The 24,850-nt window shown below is 52.1% G+C and carries 20 protein-coding genes; 9 read left to right on the top strand and 11 right to left on the bottom strand.

Going from position 1 to position 24,850, the window contains the following annotated elements; all coding sequences use genetic code 11:
- The first annotated feature begins 40 nt into the window (after nucleotides 1-40).
- From odhB to ACO064_RS06885, 7 genes are all read left to right on the top strand, one after another.
- Nucleotides 41-1,660 carry a 2-oxoglutarate dehydrogenase complex dihydrolipoyllysine-residue succinyltransferase gene (gene odhB, locus ACO064_RS06915; RefSeq protein ID WP_421826660.1) on the top strand — a complete coding sequence of 540 codons (1,620 nt, stop codon included), beginning with the start codon at nucleotides 41-43 and terminating at the stop codon, nucleotides 1,658-1,660.
- Nucleotides 1,661-1,785: 125 nt separating this feature from the next.
- Complete coding sequence (gene lpdA / locus ACO064_RS06910) at nucleotides 1,786-3,186, top strand: dihydrolipoyl dehydrogenase (protein ID WP_421826659.1); 1,401 nt, start codon at nucleotides 1,786-1,788, stop codon at nucleotides 3,184-3,186.
- The gene (locus tag ACO064_RS06905; protein ID WP_421826658.1) at nucleotides 3,186-4,277 is read left to right on the top strand and encodes a helix-turn-helix domain-containing protein; all 1,092 of its coding nucleotides are present in this window, start codon (nucleotides 3,186-3,188) and stop codon (nucleotides 4,275-4,277) included. The genes lpdA and ACO064_RS06905 overlap by 1 nt, the downstream gene beginning before the upstream one ends.
- Nucleotides 4,278-4,410: 133 nt before the next feature.
- A complete protein-coding gene (locus tag ACO064_RS06900; RefSeq protein ID WP_421826657.1) occupies nucleotides 4,411-5,580 on the top strand; it encodes a DUF4932 domain-containing protein in 1,170 nt (389 codons plus the stop codon).
- Nucleotides 5,581-5,678: 98 nt separating this feature from the next.
- Nucleotides 5,679-7,040, top strand: a complete 1,362-nt coding sequence (locus ACO064_RS06895) for a M28 family peptidase (protein WP_421826656.1) — start codon at nucleotides 5,679-5,681, stop codon at nucleotides 7,038-7,040.
- 232 nt (nucleotides 7,041-7,272) lie between these two features.
- Nucleotides 7,273-8,859 carry a carbohydrate-binding domain-containing protein gene (locus ACO064_RS06890; protein WP_421826655.1) on the top strand — a complete coding sequence of 529 codons (1,587 nt, stop codon included), beginning with the start codon at nucleotides 7,273-7,275 and terminating at the stop codon, nucleotides 8,857-8,859.
- 107 nt (nucleotides 8,860-8,966) lie between these two features.
- On the top strand, nucleotides 8,967-10,769 hold the full coding sequence (locus ACO064_RS06885; RefSeq protein ID WP_421826654.1) for an SGNH/GDSL hydrolase family protein: 1,803 nt from the start codon (nucleotides 8,967-8,969) through the stop codon (nucleotides 10,767-10,769).
- Here the strand turns inward: ACO064_RS06885 and ACO064_RS06880 are convergent, their stop codons facing one another.
- Entirely contained in the window at nucleotides 10,770-11,405 is a 636-nt protein-coding gene (locus tag ACO064_RS06880; RefSeq protein ID WP_421826653.1) for an intradiol ring-cleavage dioxygenase, read from the bottom strand. It lies immediately after the preceding gene.
- Between the two features lie 226 nt (nucleotides 11,406-11,631).
- Here ACO064_RS06880 and ACO064_RS06875 point away from each other — a divergent pair, with 226 nt between their 5' ends.
- Both ACO064_RS06875 and ACO064_RS06870 read left to right on the top strand, forming a co-directional pair.
- Nucleotides 11,632-12,705 carry a sensor histidine kinase gene (locus ACO064_RS06875; protein ID WP_421826652.1) on the top strand — a complete coding sequence of 358 codons (1,074 nt, stop codon included), beginning with the start codon at nucleotides 11,632-11,634 and terminating at the stop codon, nucleotides 12,703-12,705.
- A 222-nt stretch (nucleotides 12,706-12,927) separates the two neighbouring features.
- Nucleotides 12,928-13,671 carry a LytR/AlgR family response regulator transcription factor gene (locus ACO064_RS06870; protein ID WP_421826651.1) on the top strand — a complete coding sequence of 248 codons (744 nt, stop codon included), beginning with the start codon at nucleotides 12,928-12,930 and terminating at the stop codon, nucleotides 13,669-13,671.
- A gap of 146 nt (nucleotides 13,672-13,817) precedes the next feature.
- Here ACO064_RS06870 and ACO064_RS06865 read toward each other — a convergent pair whose 3' ends face one another.
- The 10 genes from ACO064_RS06865 to ACO064_RS06820 all read right to left on the bottom strand — a co-directional run bounded on the left by ACO064_RS06865 (nucleotide 13,818) and on the right by ACO064_RS06820 (nucleotide 24,844).
- Nucleotides 13,818-14,438 (bottom strand): hypothetical protein, encoded by a 621-nt coding sequence (locus tag ACO064_RS06865; protein ID WP_421826650.1) that lies wholly within the window; start codon nucleotides 14,436-14,438, stop codon nucleotides 13,818-13,820.
- Between the two features lie 124 nt (nucleotides 14,439-14,562).
- A complete protein-coding gene (locus ACO064_RS06860) occupies nucleotides 14,563-14,934 on the bottom strand; it encodes a DUF6567 family protein (protein ID WP_421826649.1) in 372 nt (123 codons plus the stop codon).
- Between the two features lie 127 nt (nucleotides 14,935-15,061).
- Entirely contained in the window at nucleotides 15,062-15,679 is a 618-nt protein-coding gene (locus ACO064_RS06855) for a hypothetical protein (RefSeq protein ID WP_421826648.1), read from the bottom strand.
- A gap of 83 nt (nucleotides 15,680-15,762) precedes the next feature.
- Nucleotides 15,763-16,341, bottom strand: coding sequence for a Crp/Fnr family transcriptional regulator (locus tag ACO064_RS06850; RefSeq protein ID WP_421826647.1), 579 nt, complete (start codon nucleotides 16,339-16,341; stop codon nucleotides 15,763-15,765).
- 318 nt (nucleotides 16,342-16,659) lie between these two features.
- Nucleotides 16,660-19,461, bottom strand: coding sequence for a DUF1553 domain-containing protein (locus tag ACO064_RS06845; RefSeq protein WP_421826646.1), 2,802 nt, complete (start codon nucleotides 19,459-19,461; stop codon nucleotides 16,660-16,662).
- Nucleotides 19,462-19,597: 136 nt separating this feature from the next.
- Nucleotides 19,598-20,284 carry a LytR/AlgR family response regulator transcription factor gene (locus tag ACO064_RS06840; protein ID WP_421826645.1) on the bottom strand — a complete coding sequence of 229 codons (687 nt, stop codon included), beginning with the start codon at nucleotides 20,282-20,284 and terminating at the stop codon, nucleotides 19,598-19,600.
- Nucleotides 20,265-21,347 carry a sensor histidine kinase gene (locus ACO064_RS06835; RefSeq protein ID WP_421826644.1) on the bottom strand — a complete coding sequence of 361 codons (1,083 nt, stop codon included), beginning with the start codon at nucleotides 21,345-21,347 and terminating at the stop codon, nucleotides 20,265-20,267. The genes ACO064_RS06840 and ACO064_RS06835 overlap by 20 nt, the downstream gene beginning before the upstream one ends.
- Nucleotides 21,344-22,444, bottom strand: coding sequence for a serine hydrolase domain-containing protein (locus ACO064_RS06830; RefSeq protein WP_421826643.1), 1,101 nt, complete (start codon nucleotides 22,442-22,444; stop codon nucleotides 21,344-21,346). The genes ACO064_RS06835 and ACO064_RS06830 overlap by 4 nt, the downstream gene beginning before the upstream one ends.
- 228 nt (nucleotides 22,445-22,672) lie before the next feature.
- Nucleotides 22,673-23,872, bottom strand: coding sequence for a threonine synthase (locus tag ACO064_RS06825; protein WP_421826642.1), 1,200 nt, complete (start codon nucleotides 23,870-23,872; stop codon nucleotides 22,673-22,675).
- Between the two features lie 66 nt (nucleotides 23,873-23,938).
- A complete protein-coding gene (locus tag ACO064_RS06820; RefSeq protein ID WP_421826641.1) occupies nucleotides 23,939-24,844 on the bottom strand; it encodes a LysR substrate-binding domain-containing protein in 906 nt (301 codons plus the stop codon).
- Nucleotides 24,845-24,850 lie beyond the last annotated feature (6 nt).

Below are 24,850 nucleotides of genomic sequence, written 5' to 3'. Positions count from 1 at the left end.
TTCCCATCGCGGGTAGCTGACAACTGAAAACTAAGAGAAAATGGCAATAGAAATGAAAGTACCCCCGGTTGGGGAGTCCATTACGGAAGTAACCGTTGGGGCATGGCATAAGAAAGAGGGCGATTCGGTGAAGAGAGACGAGGTGTTGTGCGAACTGGAATCGGACAAGGCATCGTTTGAGTTTCCGGCCGAAGCCGATGGCGTGTTGCACATTATGGCGCAGGAAGGCGATGTGTTGCCCATCGGTGCGGTTTTGTGTACCATCGAAGCAGCAGGGGCGTCCAATGGCGCGGCTCCGAAAGCGGAAGCACCGGCGCCAAAACCGGCTGAACAAGCGGCTCCGGCTCCGCAGCCCGAAGCGCCCAAACCGGAACCCGCGCCCCAACCGGCCCCTGAACCCGCTGCTGCCGCAGCCTCGAAAAGCATTGAAATGAAAGTGCCCCCGGTTGGCGAGTCGATCACGGAAGTGACGATTGCTTCCTGGAATAAAAAGGATGGTGATCAGGTCGCTTTGGACGAGGTTCTTTGCGAACTCGAATCCGATAAAGCCACGTTTGAGTTGCCGTCCGAAGCCGCCGGTACCCTCCGGATTGTGGCCGAAGCCGGTGCCACGCTGGCCATTGGTGCCGTAATCTGCCGGATTGAAGTGGGAGCCGCCGTGGCTCAACCCGCTGCCCAACCTACACCTGCTCCGGCATCTCAGCCAGCCGCACAACCGGCAGCCGCGTCGGCCGATGGCTACGCGGCCAATCACCCGTCGCCGGTAGCCGCCAAAATTCTGGCCGAAAAAGGCATCGACCCGAAAGAAGTGAACGGCACCGGCATTGGTGGCCGGATTATGAAGGAAGATGCGGTAAAAGCCGAAAAACCGGCTGCCCCGGCCCCGCAACCGACGGCTGCTCCAGCCCCCAAACCGGCCCCGGCTCCGGTCGCTTCGGCCCCGGCTCCCGCTGGTGGCAACCGTGGACAACGGCGCGAACGCATGAGTTCGTTGCGGAAAACCATTGCGCGCCGGTTGGTGGCCGTGAAAAATGAAACGGCTATGCTGACGACCTTCAACGAGGTCGACATGAAACCGATCATGGATTTACGGGCCAAATACAAAGATAAGTTTAAGGACAAAAATGCGGTTGGTCTGGGCTTTATGTCGTTCTTCACCAAAGCGATTTGCATTGCCTTGCAGGACTTCCCGAATGTGAATGCCACAATTGACGGCGATTCGATTGTTTACAACGATTACTGTGATATTTCCATCGCGGTTTCGACGGAGCGCGGTCTGGTGGTGCCGGTAATCCGGAATGCCGAGAGCATGGATTTTGCCGGAATCGAAAAAGAAATTATCCGGTTGGCCGTTCTGGCGCGGGACAACAAACTGACGATCGAGCAGATGACCGGTGGGACATTCACGATCACCAACGGCGGTATTTTCGGCTCCATGTTGTCGACGCCGATCATCAACGCCCCGCAGTCGGCCATTCTCGGTATGCACAACATCGTGGAACGGGCGGTGGTAGTCAACGGCGAAATCGTCGTGCGCCCGATCATGTACGTAGCGCTTTCGTACGATCACCGGATCATCGATGGCAAAGACTCTGTGAGTTTCCTCGTTCGCGTAAAACAGTTGCTGGAAGACCCGGCCCGAATTTTACTGGGCGTATAAGAATAAGTAGTAGGACGGATTGTAAAACCGCCTTTCGAGCCAGAACATGCTCGTTGGCTAAGCGGTTTACACTCCGTCCTACATTTGTATAGAGACAATTTACCTGCAAATAGATCTGTAATTTTATGCAATACGACGTCATCGTCATCGGCTCCGGGCCGGGCGGCTATGTGGCCGCGATTCGCTGCGCCCAGTTGGGCATGAAAACGGCCATCGTGGAAAAATACAAGACGCTGGGTGGCACTTGCCTCAACGTCGGCTGTATCCCGTCAAAAGCCCTGCTCGACTCTTCGGAGCATTACTACAATGCCGCCCATACCTTCGCCGAACACGGGATTAAACTGGCGGATTTGCAGGTCGATCTGCCCCAGATGATCAAACGGAAGGCAGGCGTTGTGGAAGCCAACGTGACCGGAATTTCGTTTCTGATGAAGAAAAACAAAATCACGGTTCACCAGGGATTTGGGTCGTTTATCGATGCCAGTACGCTGAAAGTCAAGAAAGACGATGGCAGCGAAGAGCAGATCACGGCGAAAAATTTCATCATTGCGACCGGCTCCAAACCAACTTCGTTTCCGTCGATGCAGATCGACAAAAAACGCATCATCAGTTCGACCGAAGCCCTGACGTTGCAGGAAATACCGAAGCACCTCATCGTGATTGGGGCGGGGGTGATTGGCGCCGAACTGGGTTCGGTATATGCCCGCATCGGTTCGAAAGTGTCGTTCGTGGAGTTCGCCGATTCGATGATTCCGACGATGGACAAAACAATGGGGAAAGAACTGCAAAAAGCCGTTAAAAAGCTGGGTGCCGATTTCTACTTCAGCCATAAAGTTACCAGCGTTGAAAATACCGGCGAAGGGGTGATCGTGAAAGCCGATACGCCCAAAGGGGAACAGATTACGCTCGAAGGAGATTATTGCCTGGTTTCGGTCGGCCGCCGACCGTATACCGATGGCCTGAACCTCGAAGCCGCCGGACTGGCTGCCGACAACCGCGGGCGCATCGACGTGAACGACCACCTGCAAACGAAAGTCCCGAACATCTACGCCATTGGTGACGTCATTCGGGGCGCGATGCTGGCGCACAAGGCCGAAGAAGAAGGTGTTTTTGTGGCAGAAACTCTGGCCGGGCAAAAACCGCACATCAATTACCGCCTGATTCCGGGCGTGGTCTATACCTGGCCGGAAGTCGCCAGTGTGGGCTTCACCGAAGAGGAACTGAAGCAGGAAGGCAAGGCCTATAAAGTGGGTTCATTTCCGTATAAAGCCCTGGGTCGCGCCCGCGCTTCGATGGATGTAGACGGTCTGGTGAAAGTGCTGGCCGACAAGCAAACCGACGAAATTCTGGGCATGCACATCATCGGTGCCCGCGCGGCCGACATGATTGCCGAGTGCGTTGTGGCCATGGAATACCGGGCTTCGGCGGAGGACATTGCCCGGATTTCACACGCCCACCCGACCTACACGGAAGCCATCAAGGAAGCGTGCCTGGCTGCGACGGATAACCGGGCGATTCATATGTGATGGAAACCGGGAAAGCGATTGCCTTTCTTCTGGCCTCCGGGCAAGGGTTATTGCTCAGTTTGGCATTGGTAATAAAAGGATTGCGCCAGGAACGGTCGAACCTGTTCCTGGGCATCATTCTTTATGTCATCGCGCTCGAACTGCTCAACGCCTGGGGCATGCAGGTGCAGTATCATGACTCGCCCGCTTCTTTTCCGTTTTGGAATCTGCAATCGTACCTGTTACTGCCCCCTTCAATCTGGTTTTTTGCCCAATTAACGACGACACCTGGGTATGCCTTTCGGCCAAAATACGGGCTTTTTTACCTGCCTGCGGGTGTGGAAGTGCTCGTGCGGTCTGGCTGGAGTTTCTACCGCCGTTCCACCGGAGCATTACCTTCGCTGCTCGACAATCCAGGCTGGTTTCTGCTTACGGAACTCCTGCCGATTTTTGGCACCGCCATCGCCCTTTGGTTTTATGGCCGGAAACTGATCTTTTTTCACCGGTCGTTAAAAGAGCATGCATTCCGATTGTCATTCGGTTTGTTTGTGCGGCTGTATAGCCTGTTTTGTTTTCTGCTGCTTACAACGGTCATCTGGGCCGCTGGCGTACTGTTGAAATGGCCGGTTTTTGCGGGTCTGGAAATCGTACTAACTCTGTTTCTGTTTGCCTTTGGTTATATCGGGTATGCCAATCCCGCCTTTTTTACCCTGCCTGTTCTTCCTGATGTAAAATCGTCGGAAAAGCCAGAATTTCTGCATTATGATGATGCGAAACAACTGGAACGGTTGCAAACGGTTTTCCGGCAGGATGCCCTCTATACGCAATCGAAATTGACGGTGGATGACGTGGCCAAACGGCTCCAGCTACCGTCCCGGTATGTGTCGTATCTGATCAATACCCGGTGTGCTGCAAACTTTACTCATTTTGTCAATGGCTTCCGGGTGGAAGCCGTCATTCGAAAACTGAATGATCCGGCAGAACACCACAAAACCTTACTGGCCCTGGCGCTTGAAGCGGGATTTAATTCGAAATCAACGTTCAATCAGGTATTTAAACAACACACCGGACAAGCGCCCTCATACTTTCTGCTGGAAAAAAAAGAAGGGTAGCCAATCGCCTTACGGGCCTCATATCAGGGCTATAACGTCCGGAAACACGATTCCGGACGTCCGGAAAACCGTTTCTGAGCGCATGACGAAGCTGGATTGAGTTGATTTGTGCTTCACGCTTCAATCTTCAGTCATGCAAAAGTTCGTGTTTTTTCTGGCGGTCTTCTTCTGGTCGCCCTTTGTTTTTGGTCAGCAGTCCGACGCGCTCCCTAACCGCACCGTTGCCGCCATTCAAATACAAACCAATCGGAATGTAGAGCTGTTGGGTTTTGCGTACTTCCTGGGCTATGAAGGCCGTCAGTTGGAAAATAACGATACCTATTTGCGAGGACGCGCGATCCGAAAAAGGGACTGGTATGGCTACGGGCTTGGTTTATACCGACAATACAAAACCTACGAGAACAGCAAACACCTGGCGGTTGTGGTTGCTTTTGCCGAGAACATTTGGCTGGATTATTTGATTCATCTGTTGATCCAACTGGATAATTTTCCCAATGCCAAACTGAAAGACGAGATAAGAGAAAGTGCCTACCTCCGGTTTTCCGCAAAAAGAGACCCGGAAGAAGCCAGAAAGAACGCTGCTCTTTTTATTGAAGCGATGAATCAACTCTATCGGGAAGTCGATTTTGATACCTACTTCCGGCAGAATCAAAACAAGTATGCGAACGCTTTGGCTCAGGTGGAAAAGGGCCTGCCGGATAAACGGTTTATTCCCGCGCTGGAAGATTTCTATGGGCAACGGTTCGATCGGTATACCTTGGTGCCGAGCCTTACCATTCCTACGGGTATGGGATTTGGAGTCAGCTATACGGTACAGGATAAAACCCCAATTTTTCATGTTTTCGGTCCTTTCGGACTTCAAAATTTTAGCAATGAGTCCAATTTAGATATGGGTTTTGACGACAGAAAACACCTGTTGGAACTCAGTACCCATGAGTTTGGTCATTCGTTTGTCAACCCCGCTATCGACCAGCTCCCCCCGGAACTCATTACTGGAACCGAAACGCTTTTCATACCCATTCAGAGTGACATGGCCAACCAGGGCTATACCCGTTGGAAGGCCTGTTTATACGAACACTTTGTACGGGCGGGGGAGATCGTAATCGCTCAAAACCTTGGCAATCATGCCGATGCGCAACGGTTAAGAACCCATTATATCGAAGATCGAAAATTTATTTACCTGCCTGCGATCGTGGAGGAGTTGGAAATGTACAACAAGACGCGAACGCGCTCGTACCAGCAGGTGGTAGAAACCGCGATGAGGAAGCTACTGAAAACCGTTCCTGAAAAGTCAACCAAATAGCAATTCCCGGATAACCAATTGGACGAATTGCATAACTTTTAACCCAGCTTTGGAAATCAGGCCGGGTTTTCTTTTTTTAGGAGATACCCCAACCCCCGATGAAAAAACTACTCCTTGCTTTCTGCCTCTTCGCAACCGGTGTTCAAGCGCAATCGACCGACTCCGTCACCATTCGTAAAATCTACAACGAAATCCTGACCAATAGCCCGTCGTACGAATGGCTGCGAGAGCTGACCCAAAAGATTGGTCCGCGCCTGAGCGGTTCGGAAGGTGCGCAGAAAGCTGTCGACTGGTCGAAGCAACTGATGGAAAAGGAGGGGTTCGACCGGGTGTTTTTGCAGGAAGTGATGGTGCCGCACTGGGTTCGCGGGGCCAAAGAAGTGGCGTATATACGGAATGGGAAACAAAAAATAACCGTCCCGGTTGCGGCCCTGGGCGGTTCGGTAGCCACGGCCCCGAAAGGCGTTGAAGCTCAGGTGATTGAGGTGAAGAGCTTTCAGGAATTGCGGGATCTGGGACCGGAAAAGGTAAAAGGCAAGATCGTGTTTTACAACCGCCCGATGGACCCGACCAAACTGAACACCTTTGAAGCCTACGCCGGGGCGGTTGAACAAAGGGCAAACGGTGCGAACGAAGCCGGGAAACTCGGCGCAGTGGGCGCCATTGTTCGTTCGATGACCACCGTGCTGGACGACAATCCGCACACGGGCGGGATGCGTTATGCCACGGGGGTGCCGCTGATTCCGACGGCGGCCATCAGTACCAACGGAGCGGAGTTGCTCAGTAAGTCGCTGAAAGAGAATGCAAACCTGACGTTTTATTTCAAGCAGAATTGCGAAACCCTGCCCGACGCCAAATCCTACAACGTTGTGGGCGAGATCAAAGGCTCGGAAAAACCGGATGAAATTATCGTCGTGGGTGGTCACCTGGATTCCTGGGATCTGGCCCAGGGCGCACACGACGACGGCTCCGGCTGCATGCAGTCCATCGACGTGTTGCGAACTTTCAAATCCCTGGGAATCAAGCCAAAACGAACGCTTCGGGCGGTGATGTTCATGAACGAGGAAAATGGGTTGCGGGGTGGAGTCGGCTATGCGGATTACGCCAAAAAGAACAACGAGAAACACATTGCCGCCGTCGAGTCCGACAATGGCGGTTTTACACCCCGCGGTTTCGGCATCGTCGGAACGGCGCAGCAACGGGCCAAAGTGATGCCGTGGAAACCGCTATTTGCTCCCTACGGATTGCACGAAATCGGTGCGGGTTCGGGAGGGGCAGACATTGGTCCGCTGGCGCAGTTGGGGACGGTTTTGTTCGGATTCAAGCCGGATTCCCAGCGGTATTTCGATTTTCACCACACGGGCACCGACAATTTTGAAGCGATCAACAAGCGGGAACTGGAACTGGGGGCGGCTTCAATGACGGCGTTGGTGTACTTGCTGGATCAGTACGGATTGTGATTGTTAAACAGAGTTGATCAGAGGAAATCAGGGTTTATCAGAGGAAAAAAGTATCTTAGAAAATCTCTGATAAGCTCTGATGTCCTCTGATCAACTCTGTGTAATAACTTGACTTGTGTCGATAAAACCGACACATTCGGTCTATTTACCTCAAAAGTATTCGTTGTGGCAACGTTTGGGAAGCCATCCGCGTATCGGTTGGTAGTGAGTCTTCCCATACACAATCATAAGAATGAGACACCAACCGATTTTAAAGAGAATTGTAGAGAAACCACCTGTAAAACGCATTGTCGGTCTGGGTTCCAAACTTCTGTTGATGGCCCTGTTGCTGGCCTGCTCCAAAGAAAGCGAGGACCTGACGCCCACCGGAACCGGCACTACCGGAACGGGCACCACCACCGGCAGCTCTGTTGCCATCGACAGCACGACGACCTCCTCCGCAACGCCGGAAGGCAATACCGACAAGGCCGCCAACGCGGATGATTTGCTGGCGAACTCGACGTTTTCGTCCACCGTTAGCATCACGTTCGGCACGACAGTCAGCATTACCAATCCCCTGGCGGGAAATGGCGTATCGATTGCAGAGACCAACGGCGACGTCGTCATCACCTCCACCGCAACGGGCGTCGATTTTGTGCTGGCCGGAACCACGACGAACGGTTCCGTCAAAATTTACTCCGATAAGAAATTCAAACTGACACTGAACGGCGTCAACATCACGAATGCCGACGGCCCCGCCATCAACATCCAGTCGGAGAAAAGAGCATTCATTGTCCTGGCTGATAACACCAACAATTCGCTGACGGATGGTGCGACGTATACCGCCAGCGGAACGGAAGACATGAAAGCGACGCTGTTCAGCGAAGGACAGATGATCTTCAGCGGCAACGGAAGCCTAAATCTGAAAGGGAATTACAAACACGCGATTGCCAGCGACGATTACATTCGGCTGATCAGCGGAACCATGACCATCACCAGTGCCGCATCCGATGGAATTCATACCAATGACGCCTTTATTGCCGACGGTGGCACGGTTACCATGACCACGCTGGGCGACGGAATTCAGTGCGAAGAAGGCTACATCGTCATCAATGGCGGCACCTTCACGATCAATGTGGTGGATAAAGGCATCGCGGCTTCGTATGATACCGACACGACAATCGATCCGTATCTGACCATCAACGGCGGTACCATCACGATCAACTCATCGGCCGGAGAGGGAATCGAAAGCAAGAGTGTGTTGACGATCAATAACGGGAACATCATTGCCAAAACGAAGGACGATGGCATCAACGCCGGAACCTTCATCTACATCAACGGCGGCACGGTGTATGCCTATAGCAGCTCGAATGACGGTATCGACTCGAACGGGAAAATCACCATCACGGGTGGTAAAACCGTCTCCGTGGGGGCTTCCGCTCCCGAAGAAGGGTTTGATTGCGACCGGAATACATTCAAAATAACCGGCGGTATCGCGGTCGGTGTGGCTGGGGCTACGAGTACGCCAACGGCGAGTGTCAGCACCCAGCCTTCGGTCCTGCTCGGCGGAGGATCCGCCAATCAGTTGATGCACATTCAGTCGGGCGAGGGCGCCGAAGTGTTGACCTTCCTGATTCCGAAAACCTACACGACGATGCTTTTTTCGAGTCCGAAACTGAAAACCGGGCAGTCGTACAAGGTATATGCGGGCGGGAGCGTAGCCGGTGGTACCAACGTGAATGGTTTGTATACGAGCGGAACTTACACCCTGGGAACGCAATCCACCACCTTCACCACGAGCAGTATGGTGACGAAGGTCGGTGGAAGCGTCGGACCGTAGTCGGTAGCAACGTCATAACTGGGGTCGGGGTGTTTATTTTGTCAACTTCCTGCGTATTTTTGGAAGATTTCACCCTTCCGTTGCCCTCGCGCGCACCCTGACCCTGTATGAAAAAATGGCTTCTTTTCGTTTGCTTGTTCGTTTCCCTGCATGGCGTTGCGGTTTTGGCCCAAACGCCAGCCGACTTTGTCTGGTGGAACCCCGCCCAATCCGAATTCCCGGTGATCGAAGGACAGGCCTGGCGGGGAAAAGACATTCTGAGTCCCTACGACCGCTTACCGGCTGAAGCCGAAAAAAGTGTCCGGAAAGCCGTCTGGGATTTGTCGCGCAATGCGGCCGGATTGATGATCCGCTTCCGGGCCAGCACCGACCGGATCACGGTTCGCTACATTGTCAAGGGGAAACAGAGCATGCCGCATATGCCCGCAACGGGCGTCAGTGGCGTCGATCTGTATGCCGGTAATAGTGACGGTGACTGGCTGTGGTGCAACGGAAAATATGCATTCGGCGATACGATCCAGTACCAGTTTGCCAACCTGGAACCGAATGATGCCTACCACCAGAAAGGCCGCGAATACCGCCTGTATCTGCCGCTTTACAATTCCGTTCAGTGGCTCGAAATCGGCGTTCCGAAAGGCGTTACGCTCACGCCCCTGCCCATTCGGGACGATAAACCCATCGTCGTCTACGGAACGTCCATTGCGCAGGGCGCTTGTGCCTCGCGGGCCGGGATGGCATGGACGTCCATTCTGGGTCGGAAAATGGACCGGCCGCTGATCAATCTGGCCTTTTCCGGCAACGGTCGGCTGGAAAAAGAAGTGGTGGACCGGGTGGCGCAGATCGAAGCCAAAATCTACGTTCTGGATTGCCTGCCCAACCTGGTGTCCAACACCGACGTCTATACGCTCATTGTGGACGCCGTTAAAAACCTGCGGAGCAAACAGCCGACGACGCCCATTTTGCTGGTCGAACACGCGGGCTACACCGATGGGGGCGTTAGTCCACTCCGCCGGAAATATTACACGGATGTCAATGAAGTAATGCGCCGGGCCTTTACCCAGTTGAAAGGGGAGGGCATCGATCAATTGTATCTGTTGCCCAAATCACAAATCAACCTAGATTCGGACGCGATGGTGGACGGGACGCACCCGTCTGATCTGGGCATGCAGCAATACGCCGAAGCCTACGAGCGCAGTCTGCGCGGTATTCTCAACGAACCGTCCGGAACGGTTTCGACTACAAAACCACGCACCCAGTCCCGCGATTCCCGGATTTACGACTGGCAGACCCGCCACCACGAAATTCTGGCCCGGCTGAAAACCCACCCGCCCCGAATCGTTTACCTGGGGAACTCCATCACGCACTACTGGGGTGGCGAACCCATTGCGCCCCGTGCGGCTGGTGCCGATTCCTGGAAAACCGCGTTGGAACCGCTGGGGGTTCAGAACATGGGCTACGGCTGGGATCGCATCGAAAATGTGCTGTGGCGGGTATACCACGGCGAACTGGATGGCTATTCTGCCGCCCAGGTGGTGCTGATGATCGGAACGAATAACCTGCAGCACAACTCGGATGCGGAGATCACCGCCGGACTGAAGTTTCTGGTGCAGGCCATCAAAGTACGGCAACCCACGGCCGATATTCTGCTGATCGGGATTCTGCCGCGCCGAAACGAAGAAAAACGATTGGTCAACCTAAACGAAGAACTGGCGCAGATGGCCGGGGAAGCCAACATTCACTTTGCCCAGCCCGGTTTGGTTTTCCTGAAACCGGACGGCAAAATCGACGAAGCGCTTTTCAGCGATGGTTTGCATCCCAACGCAGAAGGCTACCGGCAGTTTGCGGCCAAACTCCAGCCTTTGCTGAAAGCCCCGGCACCGGTTTTGAAAACAAAAAAAGCCAGCCGCTGACTACGGCGTCACCGGATAGTTCGGAATGTTTTTGCCGAGGTAGATGTTCCGTTCGGCCTTGTACATGTTGCCGACATCCTTGAGCACCAGAATACCGCTTCCACCCCGGTTTTCCAGCTTCTGGCGTTTGTCGGCGGTCAAAAGCGGATCATCGGAAAACAGAAATTCGTCGATGTAATACTCGTTCAGGCCCGGTTCTTTCAGAAAGATGTGGATGTGCGCCGGATCGCTGGCACCAGGGTAGGGGGCCGGGCGGAGGGTGACAAACTTGTAGGCCCCTTTCGCGTCGGTGCGTATCCAGCCGCGGATGGAACCGTGCCGTTTGGCCCAGCCTTTTTCATCCCCTTTCCGGGAATAATGTCCGGTTTCGTCGGTGTGGTAAACATACAGAATGACGCCCGGCGCCGGGGTTTTGCCATCGGCTTTGTACACCGTTCCGTTGATTCCCAGCGGTTTTTTGCCGTCCCAGGCCGCATCGGGGAGTTTGACAACACTGTCGAGTTTATCGAACGGCACCGGGTTTTCGTAAATCGCTTCGCAGCCTTCGCAGGGGCCGCCTACTTTGGCCGTTTGGCTGAACGCGTTTAGAACGCTGAAAAGGAGGGGGATGAATAGCGGAAAATGTAGCTTTTTCATGGTCGTTTGGCGGAATGGTGACTGGTTCTGACACAAAACAACCCGATCAATCCGTCATTCTAAAAAAAAGTAGAGCAACGACCGGGAAAGTAGATCAACCGCAGGACCCAATCCTTTCCTCTACTTTTTGGGTCGTTGGTCGATATAATTTTTAATCCACTCGCCTTTTGTATTCATTTACAGTTGACTGCCACCCGGCGGTTTCCCGTCAAGACTCGTTTTCTGTATGGACTTTCTGGACCGATCCATCAAGTTGCCGCTTTCCAACCGAACTGTTCCGGTCAAATATGCACTGGTTCATGCGGCCTACTGGATCCTGATTACCGGTTTTTTTCTCTACGAAAAAAAGTATCTGATCTACAAAGCCAGCCTGTCGTATTTTGCCCTTTGCGTCGTAGTCCGCATTGGTCTGCTGATTGGCATTGCGTATCTGAACCTGCACTATTTCCTGCCCCGCTATTTGCTGAAAAAACGGTATGCCCGCTATGTTTCAATGGTGCTGCTCTCCATCCTCGGCTACCTGATTTTTCAGGGGCTTTTCGATTATTACCTCTACGGCTATGTCCTGGGGCCGATGCGCAACAGCGACTGGGTGGAAGCGCTGTCTTACAATTTTTTCAGTACGCTCTGGTATCTGGGCCTCATGGTGGCGCTGAAACTGAGCATCGACTGGTATGAACAGCAGCGGATGTTGCAGCGGATCGTGGTCGAGAAATTACAGGCCGAAGTCAACTTTTTACGGTCGCAGGTGAACCCGCATTTTCTGTTCAACAGCCTGAATAACCTGTATGCCCTGACGCTCAGGAAATCCGATCTGGCGCCGGACATGGTGCTGAAATTGTCCGAAATGATGGAATACATGCTGTATGACAGCGACAATGCCTACGTGCCGCTGGAAAAGGAAATCAACTATTTGCAGAATTACATCGACCTGGAGCGCATCCGATACCGCGAGTATTCGGACATCAGCCTGAAAATCGACGGCAATACCAATGGGCAGGAAATTGCCCCGCTCTTGCTGTTGCCATTGGTCGAGAATGCCATTAAACACGGCGTGGGCAAACAGGCCGAAAACGCCCGGTTGCACAGCACGTTGCACGTCAATCCGTCCGAAGTGCAATTTACGGTGGAGAACAGCAAACCGGCGGCCAGTCCAAAAACTGCAAAAGGCGGTATTGGTCTGGCCAACCTTCGCAAACGCCTGGAACTGCTGTACCCCGGTCGGTACACGTTTCACACCGAAGATGGGCCGGATAGCTACAAGGCGTCACTGCGAATCGTATTTTCTGCGATAAATTGAGCTGGCCACACCTGCAAGGTCTTCAAGACCATACAGGTGTTTGAATCTTGCACGGGTTCGGATTAAATCAAAATGTCATGAAAATACCGATTCGTTTGAAAGATCAGGAACGAAATTTCAGAGTTGGCGATTCGTGGTTGAGCGATACCCGGAAACAGATAGTTAATTGAGCTTAATTTTTTCCCGTTCCCCTCAAGGAGATTTAGGGGCGAGTCAACTAGTATGCTAAACTGCGTAGTGATCGACGACGAGCCGCTGGCGCGTGGTATTCTGGAAGATTACCTTCGCCGGTTGCCTTTCGTCGGGTCGATCCACCCCTTCGATACGGCCCGGGCCGCGCTGGCGTACTTCGAAAACCACGAAGCCGATGTGCTGTTTCTGGATATTGAAATGCCCGAAATGAACGGCATCGAGTTTCTGAACCGGATCGCCGGAGCCGCCTTGCCCCACCCGCCCATCACGGTTTTCACGACGGCCTACCGCGACTATGCGTTCGAAGGCTTTGAGCTGGGCGTCATCGACTTTCTGCTGAAGCCCATTTCGTACCCCCGGTTTTTGCTGGCGATGGAAAAAATCCGGGACTTTTTGGCCCTGCAAGATCAAAACACTACTATTGAAGAAAACCCGGCAGAAGCCCCGCTGGGGTCGGTTTTTGTCAAAAGCGGGGTGCAGCGGATCAAGCTGAATTTTGACGAAGTGACCCACATTCAGGGCTTGAAAGATTACGCCATTATTTACACCAATACCGGCAAAATCGTCCTGAAAGGTTCCATCAAATTCATGCACGACATTTTCCCCGTCAGCCGGTTTATGCGTGTTCACAAATCCTTTATCGTGGCCGTTTCGAGAATCACCCGAATCGAGCGCAACCGGCTGGTGGTGAACGGCAATCAGATTCCGATTGGTCGCAACTACAAGGAAGAAGTGGAACAGGTGCTGTTGAAAGAGCGGATTCCGAAGCACTAAATTGTCTGCCAGCACTGAACTTGATACGAAACACAAAGCTTCATTTAAGCACTGAGCCCACTTTTTTGCCAAACGCCTGTTGGTGGCCGGTATTTTGTCTGTCTTTATGATTTATGAAAGACAATTTTTAATCCACTGCTATTTTATCAAAAGTTATAACCGAAATGCAGCCCGGGTTCAGGTGTCCATTTTGGCCACTTGTCATCTTTTTCTTTAAAACCATCAGGCATTTTAGTGAAAACAGGACGGCCGGCAATACCAAGTGATGGTTCAATAAAAAATCTATCCTTAAAGAGTTTGATGTGATAACCAATTCGATAAGTATTGAAAATAATGAAGCCATTACCCACCTTATCACCGCTTTCATTCTTAAATGTTTGCCACATAGGCATTGCATGTACTGCTGCGTAAAGACCTTTCCAAAAATACCTTTGATAAGCTAGACCAATTCCATATTCTCTTATATAACCAGGAAATTTCTCTTCAGGTGTTCCGTAGGCCTTATTATAAAAAGGGTTAATGCCAAGTGGCCATGCATGTTTCCAGGTTATTAGTTCGAGAGAAATAACATCTTTTCCTGTAATCCGATAACCTACATTCAGTTGAGCAAAGCCCGGAGGGTTTACTTTATCCAGATTGCCCAATACAAACAACGTGCTACCGACGAAATGGCGTTTGTAGTTGTCCGTTTTGTCATATTGTGCTTTGAGGTGGAACGTGCTTGTCATCATTAAGACAAAACCAATGAATAAAATTTTCTTTTGCATTTCTTTTGTTTTTATGTCAAACGATGCTGCAAATTTAGATTAGTGAAATGCCATAAATCGTTCACTTAAGTTAAGAAATACGTTTTGCCTTTTTTAATAGAGTGCACCGCCCATTTCTTTTAATTTACCTTGTAAATTCCACTACGTGAGCACTCACAGTTATAGTTCTTCTGACAAAGAAAGGGGCAAAACCACCGAAGTGTTCCTCTGTCATCACGTTGATTACGGCTTTGGAACCATTCAGCAAGTTGGCTTTCTTCATCATCGCTGAATACGCATTTTCGTACAATTGCCTTTTGTTCTTCCCTCCAATTGCCAATATGTAAGACGTCTCTGAACTTCCACTTACCTGATCAATTACTTTGAAGTTGTTCCCACTTAAGTGCACCTCAGTGGCGTTTTGATTGTGGTTGGTAACAAGGGCGGTGCCGATGCCACATGAACTAAGAAATGCCGTGAACAAAAACAACACGGAATAAATGCCGATCTTTTTCATTTTAGTAATTATTTATGGTTATACGTGTATGAAGGTTTTATAAAAAACCTATTCTTGAACAGAGGAAGCTGCTGATGGGAGTACTATTATGTTAAAAAAATATCCGGTTAATTTTCCGGTTAGGATGCTAAAAATTAAACCCAAAATGAAGCCCAGGCTGAATAAAGTAGTTAGGCCATTTTTCTTCCGCTAATTTAAAAGATTCTGGAACATTAGTTCTTACAGGCCAATAACTACATCCAATAGCTGGTTCAAAAAAGAACCGGTTTTTAAAGAATTTAAACTGGTAACCCAAATGGAAATTCAGATATAACGTGTATCCATTGCCAATCTTTTTTTTATTCTCATCTATATATTTTTCAAAAGCATTCAATGCATGAACGGATGTATAAACTCCTTTCCACCAAAAACGCTGGTATCCTATTGTAGGTGCAAGTATGCGTGCATGACCAGGATAGTTTAGTCCCGGTGCATCAAATGATGGTCCAAAAGGGATACCTAATGGCCAAGAATAAATGGATCTTTTAAATTCAAAGGAAACAACATCTTTAGGTGTTATCCTATATCCAACATTTACTTGTACATACTCAGGGTTTCCTACTTTGGAAAAATTTCCTAACATCAGGAATGAACTCCCAACAAACCACTTTTTATAGGTACTGTCTTGTTTGGCAGGTTGAGCATCCACCTGTAAACTGCTTGCCCACAAGAAGGCAAGTCCAATCCATAAATTTTTCTTTTGCATTTCTTTTCTTTTGTGTGAAACGATACTGCAAAAGTAGATTGGCGAGATACTGTCACTCGTTCACTTAAGTTAAGAAATACGTTTTAGCTCTTTTTTTCAAGAATCCGTGCTCTTAGTCTGCTTAATGATTGAGGTTTGATTCCCAGATAGCTCGCTAGTTGGTGTTGTGGAACACGTTGAATAAGGTCCGGTCTGTTTTGTAGTAAGTTCAGGTATCGTTGTTCAGGTGAAGAAGTCTTGAACTCGTCAAAATTGATTTGTTGTTTGGCTAACAATTCTTCCGATAATTTTCCACACATTGTCTCAAACTTTGGAAATTTACTGTTTATTTCTACTTCCATATCAGCATTTGAAACGGTAAGAATACTGTCTTCAACACAACTAATGAAATAGTCAGAAGGGGCTCTATTCATAACACAATGAGGTGTTAAGGCGTCCATTTCTGTGTAGAAAGCCGTTGTCTTTTCTTCACCATCTATGATGTAATATTTCCGCATGCATCCTTTCAAAACAAAATAGCATTCTTGTGATTTCTGTCCTTCTTTGAGTAAAATCGTACCTTTTTTTACTGAGCGGAATAGGTCTAACGAAAGTATTGCGTTCTTCTCATCTTCTGTCAGAGAGATGTATTTTGATATAAAGTCAAATAGTATGTCTTGCATTGTTCTTAGATGTTGTTATGTTGTTGCCTTCTGTTACACTTGCCACCATCTCTGTAAGATACGAAACTTTTGTCGTACGTTACCTGTAAATTTGTATTTTCTGATGAAATATTTGTACTTATTGCATTTTACTTTTTGTATTGTCGGTAACGACATTTGAATGTCTATGCCCCATTCGTGCAAGCGGGTGGCGGAGCTACGCCTGGCCCTTAAGCATCCCTTAGGGCGATTCATTTCAAGCTCCCGAAGAAAAGCCCGGGGCATATCAGAGAGGTGAGCCGGGCCTTCATTTTGGCGTCTGGTTTTGAGGGTGTTGCCCTATTCCTTCGTCACCACCTCATCCAGATTCAGCATTGTGTTGGCCGTTACTGCCAAAGCCGCCAGTTCGGGCGTGCCATCGTCGCAGGCCAGCAGCTTCCGGGCTTCTTCGGGCTGTTGCTGGTAATGCGTTTTCGTCGTGCGGTATAACTGCGTGAGCACGGCCAGTTTGGCAGAAGAAAGCGGCCGGAGCATGATCCGCTGAAAACCGGCCTGAATCTGCTGTTCCGGCGTTTTTCCCTGATACCGCATCCAGTCGGCCAGGTGTTGGGCGGCTTCCACATACACCGGGTCGTTCAGCGTCACCAGGGCCTGCAACGGCGTGTTGGTGCGCAACCGGCGCAACTGGCAGAATTCCCGGCTGGGACTGTCGAAGGTGATCATCGACGGATACGGTGCCGTCCGTTTCCAGTAGGTGTACAGCGCCCGGCGGTAGCGGTCTTCGCCCTGACTCAGCTTCCAGCTTTCCGGGCTGTAGGGCGATTGCCAGATGCCGTCGGGCTGGATGGGCATGACGCTGGGGCCAAACTGCTTTTTGCTCAGTAATCCGGTGGTTGCCAGCGCCTGATCGCGCACCTGCTCCGCCGTCAGCCGAACGCGCGGCCCCCGCATCAGCATTTTGTTCCAGGGGTCCAGGTCCAGGGCTTCGGGCGAAACGCTGGAACGTTGGCGATAGGTGGCGGAAAGAACGATGCGCCGGAGCAGTTTCTTGACGCTCCAGTGATCGGTTTCCATGAACTCCACGGCCAGCCAGTCGAGCAACTCGCGGTGGGAGGGCGGAATGCCCTGCGTGCCGATGTCCTCGACGGTTTCGACAATCCCGGTTCCGAACAACTGCTCCCAGAAGCGATTGACGGCCACCCGTGCCGTCAGCGGGTGCTCACGACTCACCATCCAGCGGGCCAGACCCAGGCGGTTTCGGGGCAAATCGGCCGGCATCGGTGGCAGCGATTTCGGCACGTCGGCACGCACTTTCTTGCCCTTTACCAGCCAGTTTCCGCGCTCAAAAACAAAGGTTTCCCGCACCTGATCGCCAACGCCCTCCTGCATCACCGGAACCAGTTCGGCTTTGGCATTCAGAATTTCGGTCAGTTTGTGATCCATTTCGCCCAGGGCGGTTTCCGGCTGACCCGGCAGGGCGGGTTGCACCGAAACCCACTTGACCATGACCCATTCTTTCGGATTTTTCGGGCTGCTAAGCGTCAGGTACAGGTGATGCCGCCCCGACACGTTGGGAAGCGCGAAGACCAGCGTGGTATCTCTCCACGGACTCCCGGTTTTCGGGACGGGTTGCCGGGTCAAAACCGGGCCGTTCACACTGTCCTGACGAATGGTCATTACGGCATCTTCGGCCTTGGTCCCCCACGCCAGAATCAGGCGGTTTTTTCCGTTCAGATCCATGTTTTTGATCCGCGCCGAACCACCGTCCTGAATGGCGGTATACATCGCACCCATCAGCGACGCCTTGACGTACTGATCGAAACTGTGCGAATTGACTTTGGGTTCGGTGAGTCGTGTGAACCGATTGGCGGTTTTCACCTGCTGCGGGTTCGTCGCGTGTCGACTGACCCAGTCGTTTAATTCCTGCACTTTGATGGAATCGGCTGCCTTGTAAAACCGCAAAGTCGGCGTGTCGCTGGGCACGTCCTCATCGCGGGTGTTGTTAAAGAACGCCAGGTATTTGTAATAATCCTCGTGCGTAAACGGATCATACGGATGACTGTGGCATTGCACGCAGCCAAACGTGGTGCCCTGCCAGACGTCCCAGGTCGTGTTGACCCGGTCCAGCACGGCGGCCACGCGAAACTCTTCATCCTGCGTTCCGCCTTCGTCGTTGGTCATTGTATTGCGGTGAAAAGCAGTCGCAATCAACGGATTATCAATTACCGATTCGTTCTTGTCGGTTTTTCCGTCGGGGTCTGGTAACAAATCGCCCGCCAGTTGTTCGATGGTAAACTGGTCGAACGGTTTGTCTGCGTTGAAGGCCTTGATGAGCCAGTCGCGATACCGCCACATGGGCCGCGCCAGATCGGCTTCGTAGCCTTTGGTGTCGGCATAGCGGGCCAGATCGAGCCACATGCCGGTCCAGCGTTCGCCGTAAGCCGGGGATTGTAAGGCTTGATCCACCATTTTTTCGTAGGCATTCGGTGAGGTATCTTTCAGAAAATCAGTTACTTCCTGCTCCGTTGGCGGCAGGCCGGTTAGATCGAGCGACACCCGGCGGATGAGCGTGGCGCGGTCGGCTTCGGGCGACGGTTTTAGCACCGGAGCAAATTCTTTATCCTGCGAAACCTTATTCAGAACAAAGTGGTCAATTTCGTTTTTCGCCCACTTTACCTCATCGTTTTCAACCAGTCCCAGCCTCGACCAGAACGTTCCGATTTGGGGTACTTCCGGTTTCTCAACGGGTTGATACGCCCAGTGATTGCCCCATTCGGCCCCCTGATTGATCCAGTCGCGGAGCAACTCAATTTCTTCCTTTTTCAGTGGGGGCGCTTCCAGCGGCATCCGTTCGTCCGGATCGGTGAGCGTGAGCCGGCGGATCAGCTCGCTGGCGTCGGCATTGCCGGGAATGATGGCGTGTTTGCCGGATTTGGCGGCCGCCAGGGCTTCGTGTTCAAAAAGGAGGCTGAAATTCGACGCTTTCTTGACACCACCGTGGCAGGCAATGCAATTTTTGTTGAGCAGCGGTTTGATTTGCGTGTTAAAATCGACGCGATCTTCCCGGACGGTCAGCCAGACCACGGACGACAGGGTGAGCAGAACAACGAGGGCAAGACTTAGTCGGAAGAGTGGTTTCATAAATCGAGAAAGTAGTGCGCTTCGTGCTTTTTTCAGAAAAGGCAAAAACCGTCGGAAAATACTAAATAAACCTGAAGTATGCCAGTTTGTTGCTGGTTTTGGGCGGGTTCTGTACCGGGCACGACCGTCCAAATTGCTATCCTGCCCGTCCAATTGCCTGATAAAACCGTTCCCGGTAGGTATCCGAAACCGGAATGAGGGCCTGCTGAATGGTGATGCGGTCGCGTTCGATGGATTCGATTTTGTCGAGGGCGACGAGCCAGGATTTATGCACCCGGCAAAACCGGTGTCGGGGCAGGTGTCGCTCCAGATCGCCGAAGGTTTCCAGCGTCATGATTTTTTCGGTACGCAGGTGAATGCGCCGGTAGTCGCGCATGCCTTCAATATACAGAATGTCATCAAAAGCAACTTTCTGGAGCCGGTATTCGGTTTTGACAAACAGAAACGGCGGGTGGTTTTCGGCTGGGGCGGTTTTCAAGCCTTCCTGTGCGCGGGTTACGGCCTGCAAAAAACGGTCGAATGGATACGGTTTTAACAGGTAATCAACGACCTGCAGGTCAAAGGCCCTGAGTGCGTACTGGTCGAAAGCCGTGGTCAGGATCACGGCGGGGCGTTTTGGCAGGGCTTCCAGCAACTGGATTCCCGAAAAACCGTCCATTTCAATATCCAGAAAGACCAGATCGATGGGTTCCCGTTGCAGGATCGGAATGGCTTCCATGCCGTTGTCGACGGCATGGCTCAACGTCAGAAACGGTACCCGTTGCACGTACGCTTTGAGCCGCAGCATCGCCAGGGGTTCATCTTCAATGAGCAGACAGTTCATGCGCTTTTACGGGTAACAACAGGGTAACGTGGTATTCATCTTCCGTCGCCTGAATCGTCAACGTATAGTGATCCTGGTACAGCAGCGTTAACCGCTGCCGAATCAGGTCGTTGCCCAGACCGCCGGGCGTATCCAACCCGGTTTTACCGGGGTCGACGACGTTGACGCACTGGAACCGGATCTGCGTTTCGTCAATCGAAATCTGAATGCGGATCGCGTCGCTGACCTTCTTGTTGGTCGCATACTTGAACGCATTTTCAATATACGGCACAAAAAGCATCGGCGCAATGAGGACATCATCGGTTGGGCCGTCGATTTGCAGTTTCACAAAGCGTTCATTGGTGGTCCGGATTTTTTGCAAGTCAATGTACTTTCGGATGTAGTCCAGTTCCTGCGTCAACGGAATCAAATCGGCCTGGGTATCATATAACACAAACCGCAGCAAATCAGAAAGTTTATTGAGATACAGCGACGCCCTCGGCGCGTCGTGTTCGATCAGGATATCGATGTTGTTCAGGGTATTGAACAGAAAATGGGGATTGATCTGGGCTTTCAGTAAAGCCAGTTCCATGCGTAAAGCCTTGTTGGCCAGTGTTTCCCGGACATGAATGTCGGTATACCAGGTAATGAACCCCCGGATGGTGGTGCCCAGAATGCCGTTGACCAGCGCAATTAACGACAGGATGATAAACAGTATTTGCAGATCACTCACGGAGAGTCTGATGAGGAAAAAATTTTCAAAGACCACCGAAAGCAATACCGAAAGGGCCACCGCAATCAACGCTATGATTCCCCCGGTGATGGCGATCGTAACCACCAGCCCCCATCGGACGAATTTCTGGATCTTCCGGGTTGGCAGATAGGCAGGAACCAGCCACGAATAAAACGCGTAGAAACTGATTGATCCGGTGAGTAGCGAAATCGCCAGAATGGTCAGCCAGTCCTCCCAATCCCTGAAAGCCAATTCGGGCGTCTCGTTGGATAGTACAAAAAGCAACGAAACCACCACCGCGTAGAGGAGCCAGTAGCCCGCGTGCAGGAGAATAACCGTCGACTTTCTCATCGCTTCATGGCGAAAAAGTACCCCGCAATGGCTTCGGCTTCGGGCAGATTGATGCTGACGCCACTCATATTCGCGGTAATGGCCACAATCAGATCGTTTTCCGGATACAACAGCAGAAACGTCCGGCCCCCGTCGATCAGTCCGCCGTGGTGAATCAGCTTCCGGTTCTGCGGGTCGGTGCCATTGCGCCAGCCCAAACCGTACTGCGTGTTTTTTCCATCCAGCAGGTGTTGCGGGGCAAAGAGCAAGGTCACCGTTTCTTTCCGAAGCGAGGTGTTCCGGATTAGTCCTGCGCCCAGTTTCACCAGATCGACGGGCGTCGACAGAAGACCGCCACCAGCCCATTTGTAGCTGTTGTCTACGGCCGCAGCATGAACCAGCTTCTTGTTCCGGTGTTCGTAAAACCGCACGCGGTTGGTCACAATGCTGTCGCTGTAATCGGCACCGGTGTTGGTCATCGCCAGCGGGTTGAAAACCGCCGTCTGCATGTATGACAAATAATCCGTCTGGCTCGCGCCTTCGATCACCGCACTCAGCAGCGAATAGCCGTAGGTCGAGTAGTTATAGGCCGTACCCGGTTTGAACAAAAGACTATCCTGATCAAAGATCGACAAGCCTTCCTGCACCGTGGCATACCGTTTCGGACACGCCAGCGGGTCGCTGTTCCGGTAATGCCGGATGCCGGCGGTGTGTGTTGCCAGGTGTCGGCTGGTGAATGGGTATTTTTTGGCCGGGAAAGTCGGCACATACTGCTGAACGGGTGCGTCGAGATCCAGTTTTCCATCCTCCACCAGTTTTCCGACGGCCAGTGATGTCATTGATTTCGAGACCGAACCCATGCGGAATTTCGTGTCGATCGTGACGGGCAACTGAGCCTCCAGATCGGCAAAGCCGAAGCCTTCCGCCCACAGAATTTTGTCGCCCGTGCCAACTGCCACCGAGAGGCCCGGAATGTCCTGCCGTTTTCGCAGGGAATCGACAAAGTGTTCGGCCCGCTGGATGGCCTGCCGGTAGGCCTTGTCTTTGATGGGTCCTTTGGGCTGTCCAAAAACCGGGTGGAGGGAAAGCAGGAAAACGAGGGAGAGGAGCTTTTTCATGATGCGAACAGTCTGGTTTTAAACTTGCATCAAAATTGGAACAACTCCACACCGACTCAAAAATAGTTCTGCCAACCGGGGTAATTTGCCTGCAAAATGCCGGTTTCAGTAAAGGGATAGAATTGTAAATATTAAATGTAAAATGATGAATATTAAATGTAAAAGTGGTTTCCACTTGGGCACTTTTACATTCAACATTCATCATTTTACATTTAACATTCTATTTGTTTACGGCCGCCATTTCCCTTTCAGATTATCCAGGTATTTCTGTCCTGAGCCGGTGTTCAACAACAGCACCTGCTCCTCCGGGCGAATCCAGCCCTGCCGAAGCAATTGCTTCGTGGCGGCCCAGAGCGCTCCGCCTTCGGGAGCGGCAAAAATGCCTTCCCGGCCACTCAGTTCGCTCACGCCTTCAATCATGTCGTCCTCCGAAACCGCCAGGGCCGTTCCGCCGGATTCCCGCAAAACCGTCAGCATCAGTGGCTCGCCAATCGGACGCGGTACGGCCAAGCCGTTTGCCAGTGTCGGTTTCCCGACGTACTGTTTGCTATTCGCCTGTTTTCCGTGAAATGTGTCGACAACCGGACGGCAGTTTTCGGCCTGAACCGCCACCATCCGCGGAAACCGCTGGTGTTCGGAAAGCCAGCCCAGCGCCTTCATTTCCTGAAAAGCCTTCCAGATGCCGATCAGGCCGGTTCCTCCGCCCGTTGGATACATAATGACGTCCGGCAATTGCCAGGCCAGCTGTTCGGCAATTTCATAGCCCATCGTTTTCTTGCCTTCCAGCCGATACGGTTCTTTCAGGGTCGAAACGTCAAAATACCCGCCTTTCTGGTTCAATTCCTGTACTTTTGCCGCACAATCGTTGATCAATCCATCGACCAGAATCAGCCTTGCGTGATAGGCCAGACACTCCTCCTTGAAGGCGTCGGGTGTGTGGCGCGGCATCACCACCACCGCTTCCAGCCCCGCCCGGGCGCAGTAGGCTGCCATCGCAACGCCCGCATTGCCCGCCGTCGGAATGATACAGGCTTCTTCGCCGTTTTCCTTCGCCTTCGAAATGGCGAGACACAACCCCCGCGCTTTGAACGAACCCGTTGGGTTCAGCCCCTCATCTTTCAGTGTCAGATGTTGTAAACCGTAGTCGGCCGCCAGACGGGGAAGCGGCAACAGGGGCGTCCACCCTTCGCCCAGACTCACCCGGTTTTGTTCCTGAAAAACCGGCAACAGTTTTTCGTACCGCCAGAGGGACTGGGCTCTGTCTGATAACTCCCGTTTCGAAAAGCGGTTTTCGGCAAGATCATAACAACACAGGAGAGGGGCCTGGCAACAAACAGACAGGGTTTGGCCCGGCAGCGGATCAAAGGAATGGCCGCAGTTCGAACACTGCAGGTGATGGAGAAGCGATGAAGTCGTAACGGTTTGCATGATGGGCTAACTTTTCTGCAAGTTGAAAGCCGACCCCGGATGAAGCAAACGACGTTTTGAGATGGGTTATTCCACCGGGGAATAATGGCGTTGCGTAAAACGAATAAACTCGTTTACCAGCCGGTTGTTTTCAGTACCTTTCCGCTGAATGAAATGAAACGTCCGCTGAGCCGTCAGATCGCGGATCGGAACTTCAACCAGGTCACCCACAGCCAGTTCCCGGACAATCGCCCGTTTGGGCATGAAGGCCAGGCAGGTGTCGGCCAGCACGAAGTTTTTCAGCGCTTCCGTCCCGCCCAGCCGGATGAGAATGCGCAGGTCCGACAGCCGGATTCCTTTCCGGCCCAACGCTTTTTCCACCACCGCCAACGTGCCCGAACCGCTTTCGCGCAACGCCAGCGGAATGGTGGGCAGATCCTGAACGGTGAGGGTTCGTTCGCGCAGCGGACTTTTTCGGGAGCAAACCGCCAGCACCTCATCGGTCATGAAGGGTACGTACGTCAGCGTGGTCACGCGGGTCAGGCTTTCCACGATGCCCACGTCGATCTCGTGTTCGAGCAGGGCCTTCTGAATGTTGTCCGAATTGCGATTCAGGACATTGATCCGGATCGCAGGATGTTTCTGTAGATACGCCGACAAAACCGGGGGCAGCACATACAGGGTGATGGTGGTGCTGGCCCCGATGGCGAGCGTGGTGGGCGGCTGGAAATTTTCGTTGACAAGCTGGAGCTCCTGGTGCAGTTCGTTTTGCAAGGCCCCAGCTTCCAGTAGTTTACCGTACAGAATCTGGCCCGCACGGGTCAGACTGATGGTGTTGCCGTGCCGTTCGAAGAGAGCAATTTTATAAAAAAACTCCAGCGCCTTGACGTGTTTGCTCAGTGCCGATTGGCTGATGAACAACGTCTGGCTGGCTTTGGTAAAGCTCAGCAGCCGGGCCACTTCCATAAAGAGTTCGTGTCGAAAAGACAGCATCGTGGT

The sequence above is a fragment of the Larkinella sp. genome (assembly GCF_965227735.1).
In the GTDB taxonomy this organism is placed as follows: domain Bacteria; phylum Bacteroidota; class Bacteroidia; order Cytophagales; family Spirosomataceae; genus Larkinella.
Note: the sequence above shows the minus strand (reverse complement) of the source record. Positions and strands in the feature narration are given on the sequence as shown.

What these genes read in the sequence shown, in the direction of transcription:
- odhB (WP_421826660.1), top strand. Translation starts at nt 41, where the DNA reads ATGGCAATAGAAATGAAAGTACCCCCGGTTGGGGAGTCCATTACGGAA.
- lpdA (WP_421826659.1), top strand. Translation starts at nt 1,786, where the DNA reads ATGCAATACGACGTCATCGTCATCGGCTCCGGGCCGGGCGGCTATGTG.
- ACO064_RS06905 (WP_421826658.1), top strand. Translation starts at nt 3,186, where the DNA reads ATGGAAACCGGGAAAGCGATTGCCTTTCTTCTGGCCTCCGGGCAAGGG.
- ACO064_RS06900 (WP_421826657.1), top strand. Translation starts at nt 4,411, where the DNA reads ATGCAAAAGTTCGTGTTTTTTCTGGCGGTCTTCTTCTGGTCGCCCTTT.
- ACO064_RS06895 (WP_421826656.1), top strand. Translation starts at nt 5,679, where the DNA reads ATGAAAAAACTACTCCTTGCTTTCTGCCTCTTCGCAACCGGTGTTCAA.
- ACO064_RS06890 (WP_421826655.1), top strand. Translation starts at nt 7,273, where the DNA reads ATGAGACACCAACCGATTTTAAAGAGAATTGTAGAGAAACCACCTGTA.
- ACO064_RS06885 (WP_421826654.1), top strand. Translation starts at nt 8,967, where the DNA reads ATGAAAAAATGGCTTCTTTTCGTTTGCTTGTTCGTTTCCCTGCATGGC.
- ACO064_RS06880 (WP_421826653.1), bottom strand. Translation starts at nt 11,405, where the DNA reads ATGAAAAAGCTACATTTTCCGCTATTCATCCCCCTCCTTTTCAGCGTT.
- ACO064_RS06875 (WP_421826652.1), top strand. Translation starts at nt 11,632, where the DNA reads ATGGACTTTCTGGACCGATCCATCAAGTTGCCGCTTTCCAACCGAACT.
- ACO064_RS06870 (WP_421826651.1), top strand. Translation starts at nt 12,928, where the DNA reads ATGCTAAACTGCGTAGTGATCGACGACGAGCCGCTGGCGCGTGGTATT.
- ACO064_RS06865 (WP_421826650.1), bottom strand. Translation starts at nt 14,438, where the DNA reads ATGCAAAAGAAAATTTTATTCATTGGTTTTGTCTTAATGATGACAAGC.
- ACO064_RS06860 (WP_421826649.1), bottom strand. Translation starts at nt 14,934, where the DNA reads ATGAAAAAGATCGGCATTTATTCCGTGTTGTTTTTGTTCACGGCATTT.
- ACO064_RS06855 (WP_421826648.1), bottom strand. Translation starts at nt 15,679, where the DNA reads ATGCAAAAGAAAAATTTATGGATTGGACTTGCCTTCTTGTGGGCAAGC.
- ACO064_RS06850 (WP_421826647.1), bottom strand. Translation starts at nt 16,341, where the DNA reads ATGCAAGACATACTATTTGACTTTATATCAAAATACATCTCTCTGACA.
- ACO064_RS06845 (WP_421826646.1), bottom strand. Translation starts at nt 19,461, where the DNA reads ATGAAACCACTCTTCCGACTAAGTCTTGCCCTCGTTGTTCTGCTCACC.
- ACO064_RS06840 (WP_421826645.1), bottom strand. Translation starts at nt 20,284, where the DNA reads ATGAACTGTCTGCTCATTGAAGATGAACCCCTGGCGATGCTGCGGCTC.
- ACO064_RS06835 (WP_421826644.1), bottom strand. Translation starts at nt 21,347, where the DNA reads ATGAGAAAGTCGACGGTTATTCTCCTGCACGCGGGCTACTGGCTCCTC.
- ACO064_RS06830 (WP_421826643.1), bottom strand. Translation starts at nt 22,444, where the DNA reads ATGAAAAAGCTCCTCTCCCTCGTTTTCCTGCTTTCCCTCCACCCGGTT.
- ACO064_RS06825 (WP_421826642.1), bottom strand. Translation starts at nt 23,872, where the DNA reads ATGCAAACCGTTACGACTTCATCGCTTCTCCATCACCTGCAGTGTTCG.
- ACO064_RS06820 (WP_421826641.1), bottom strand. Translation starts at nt 24,844, where the DNA reads ATGCTGTCTTTTCGACACGAACTCTTTATGGAAGTGGCCCGGCTGCTG.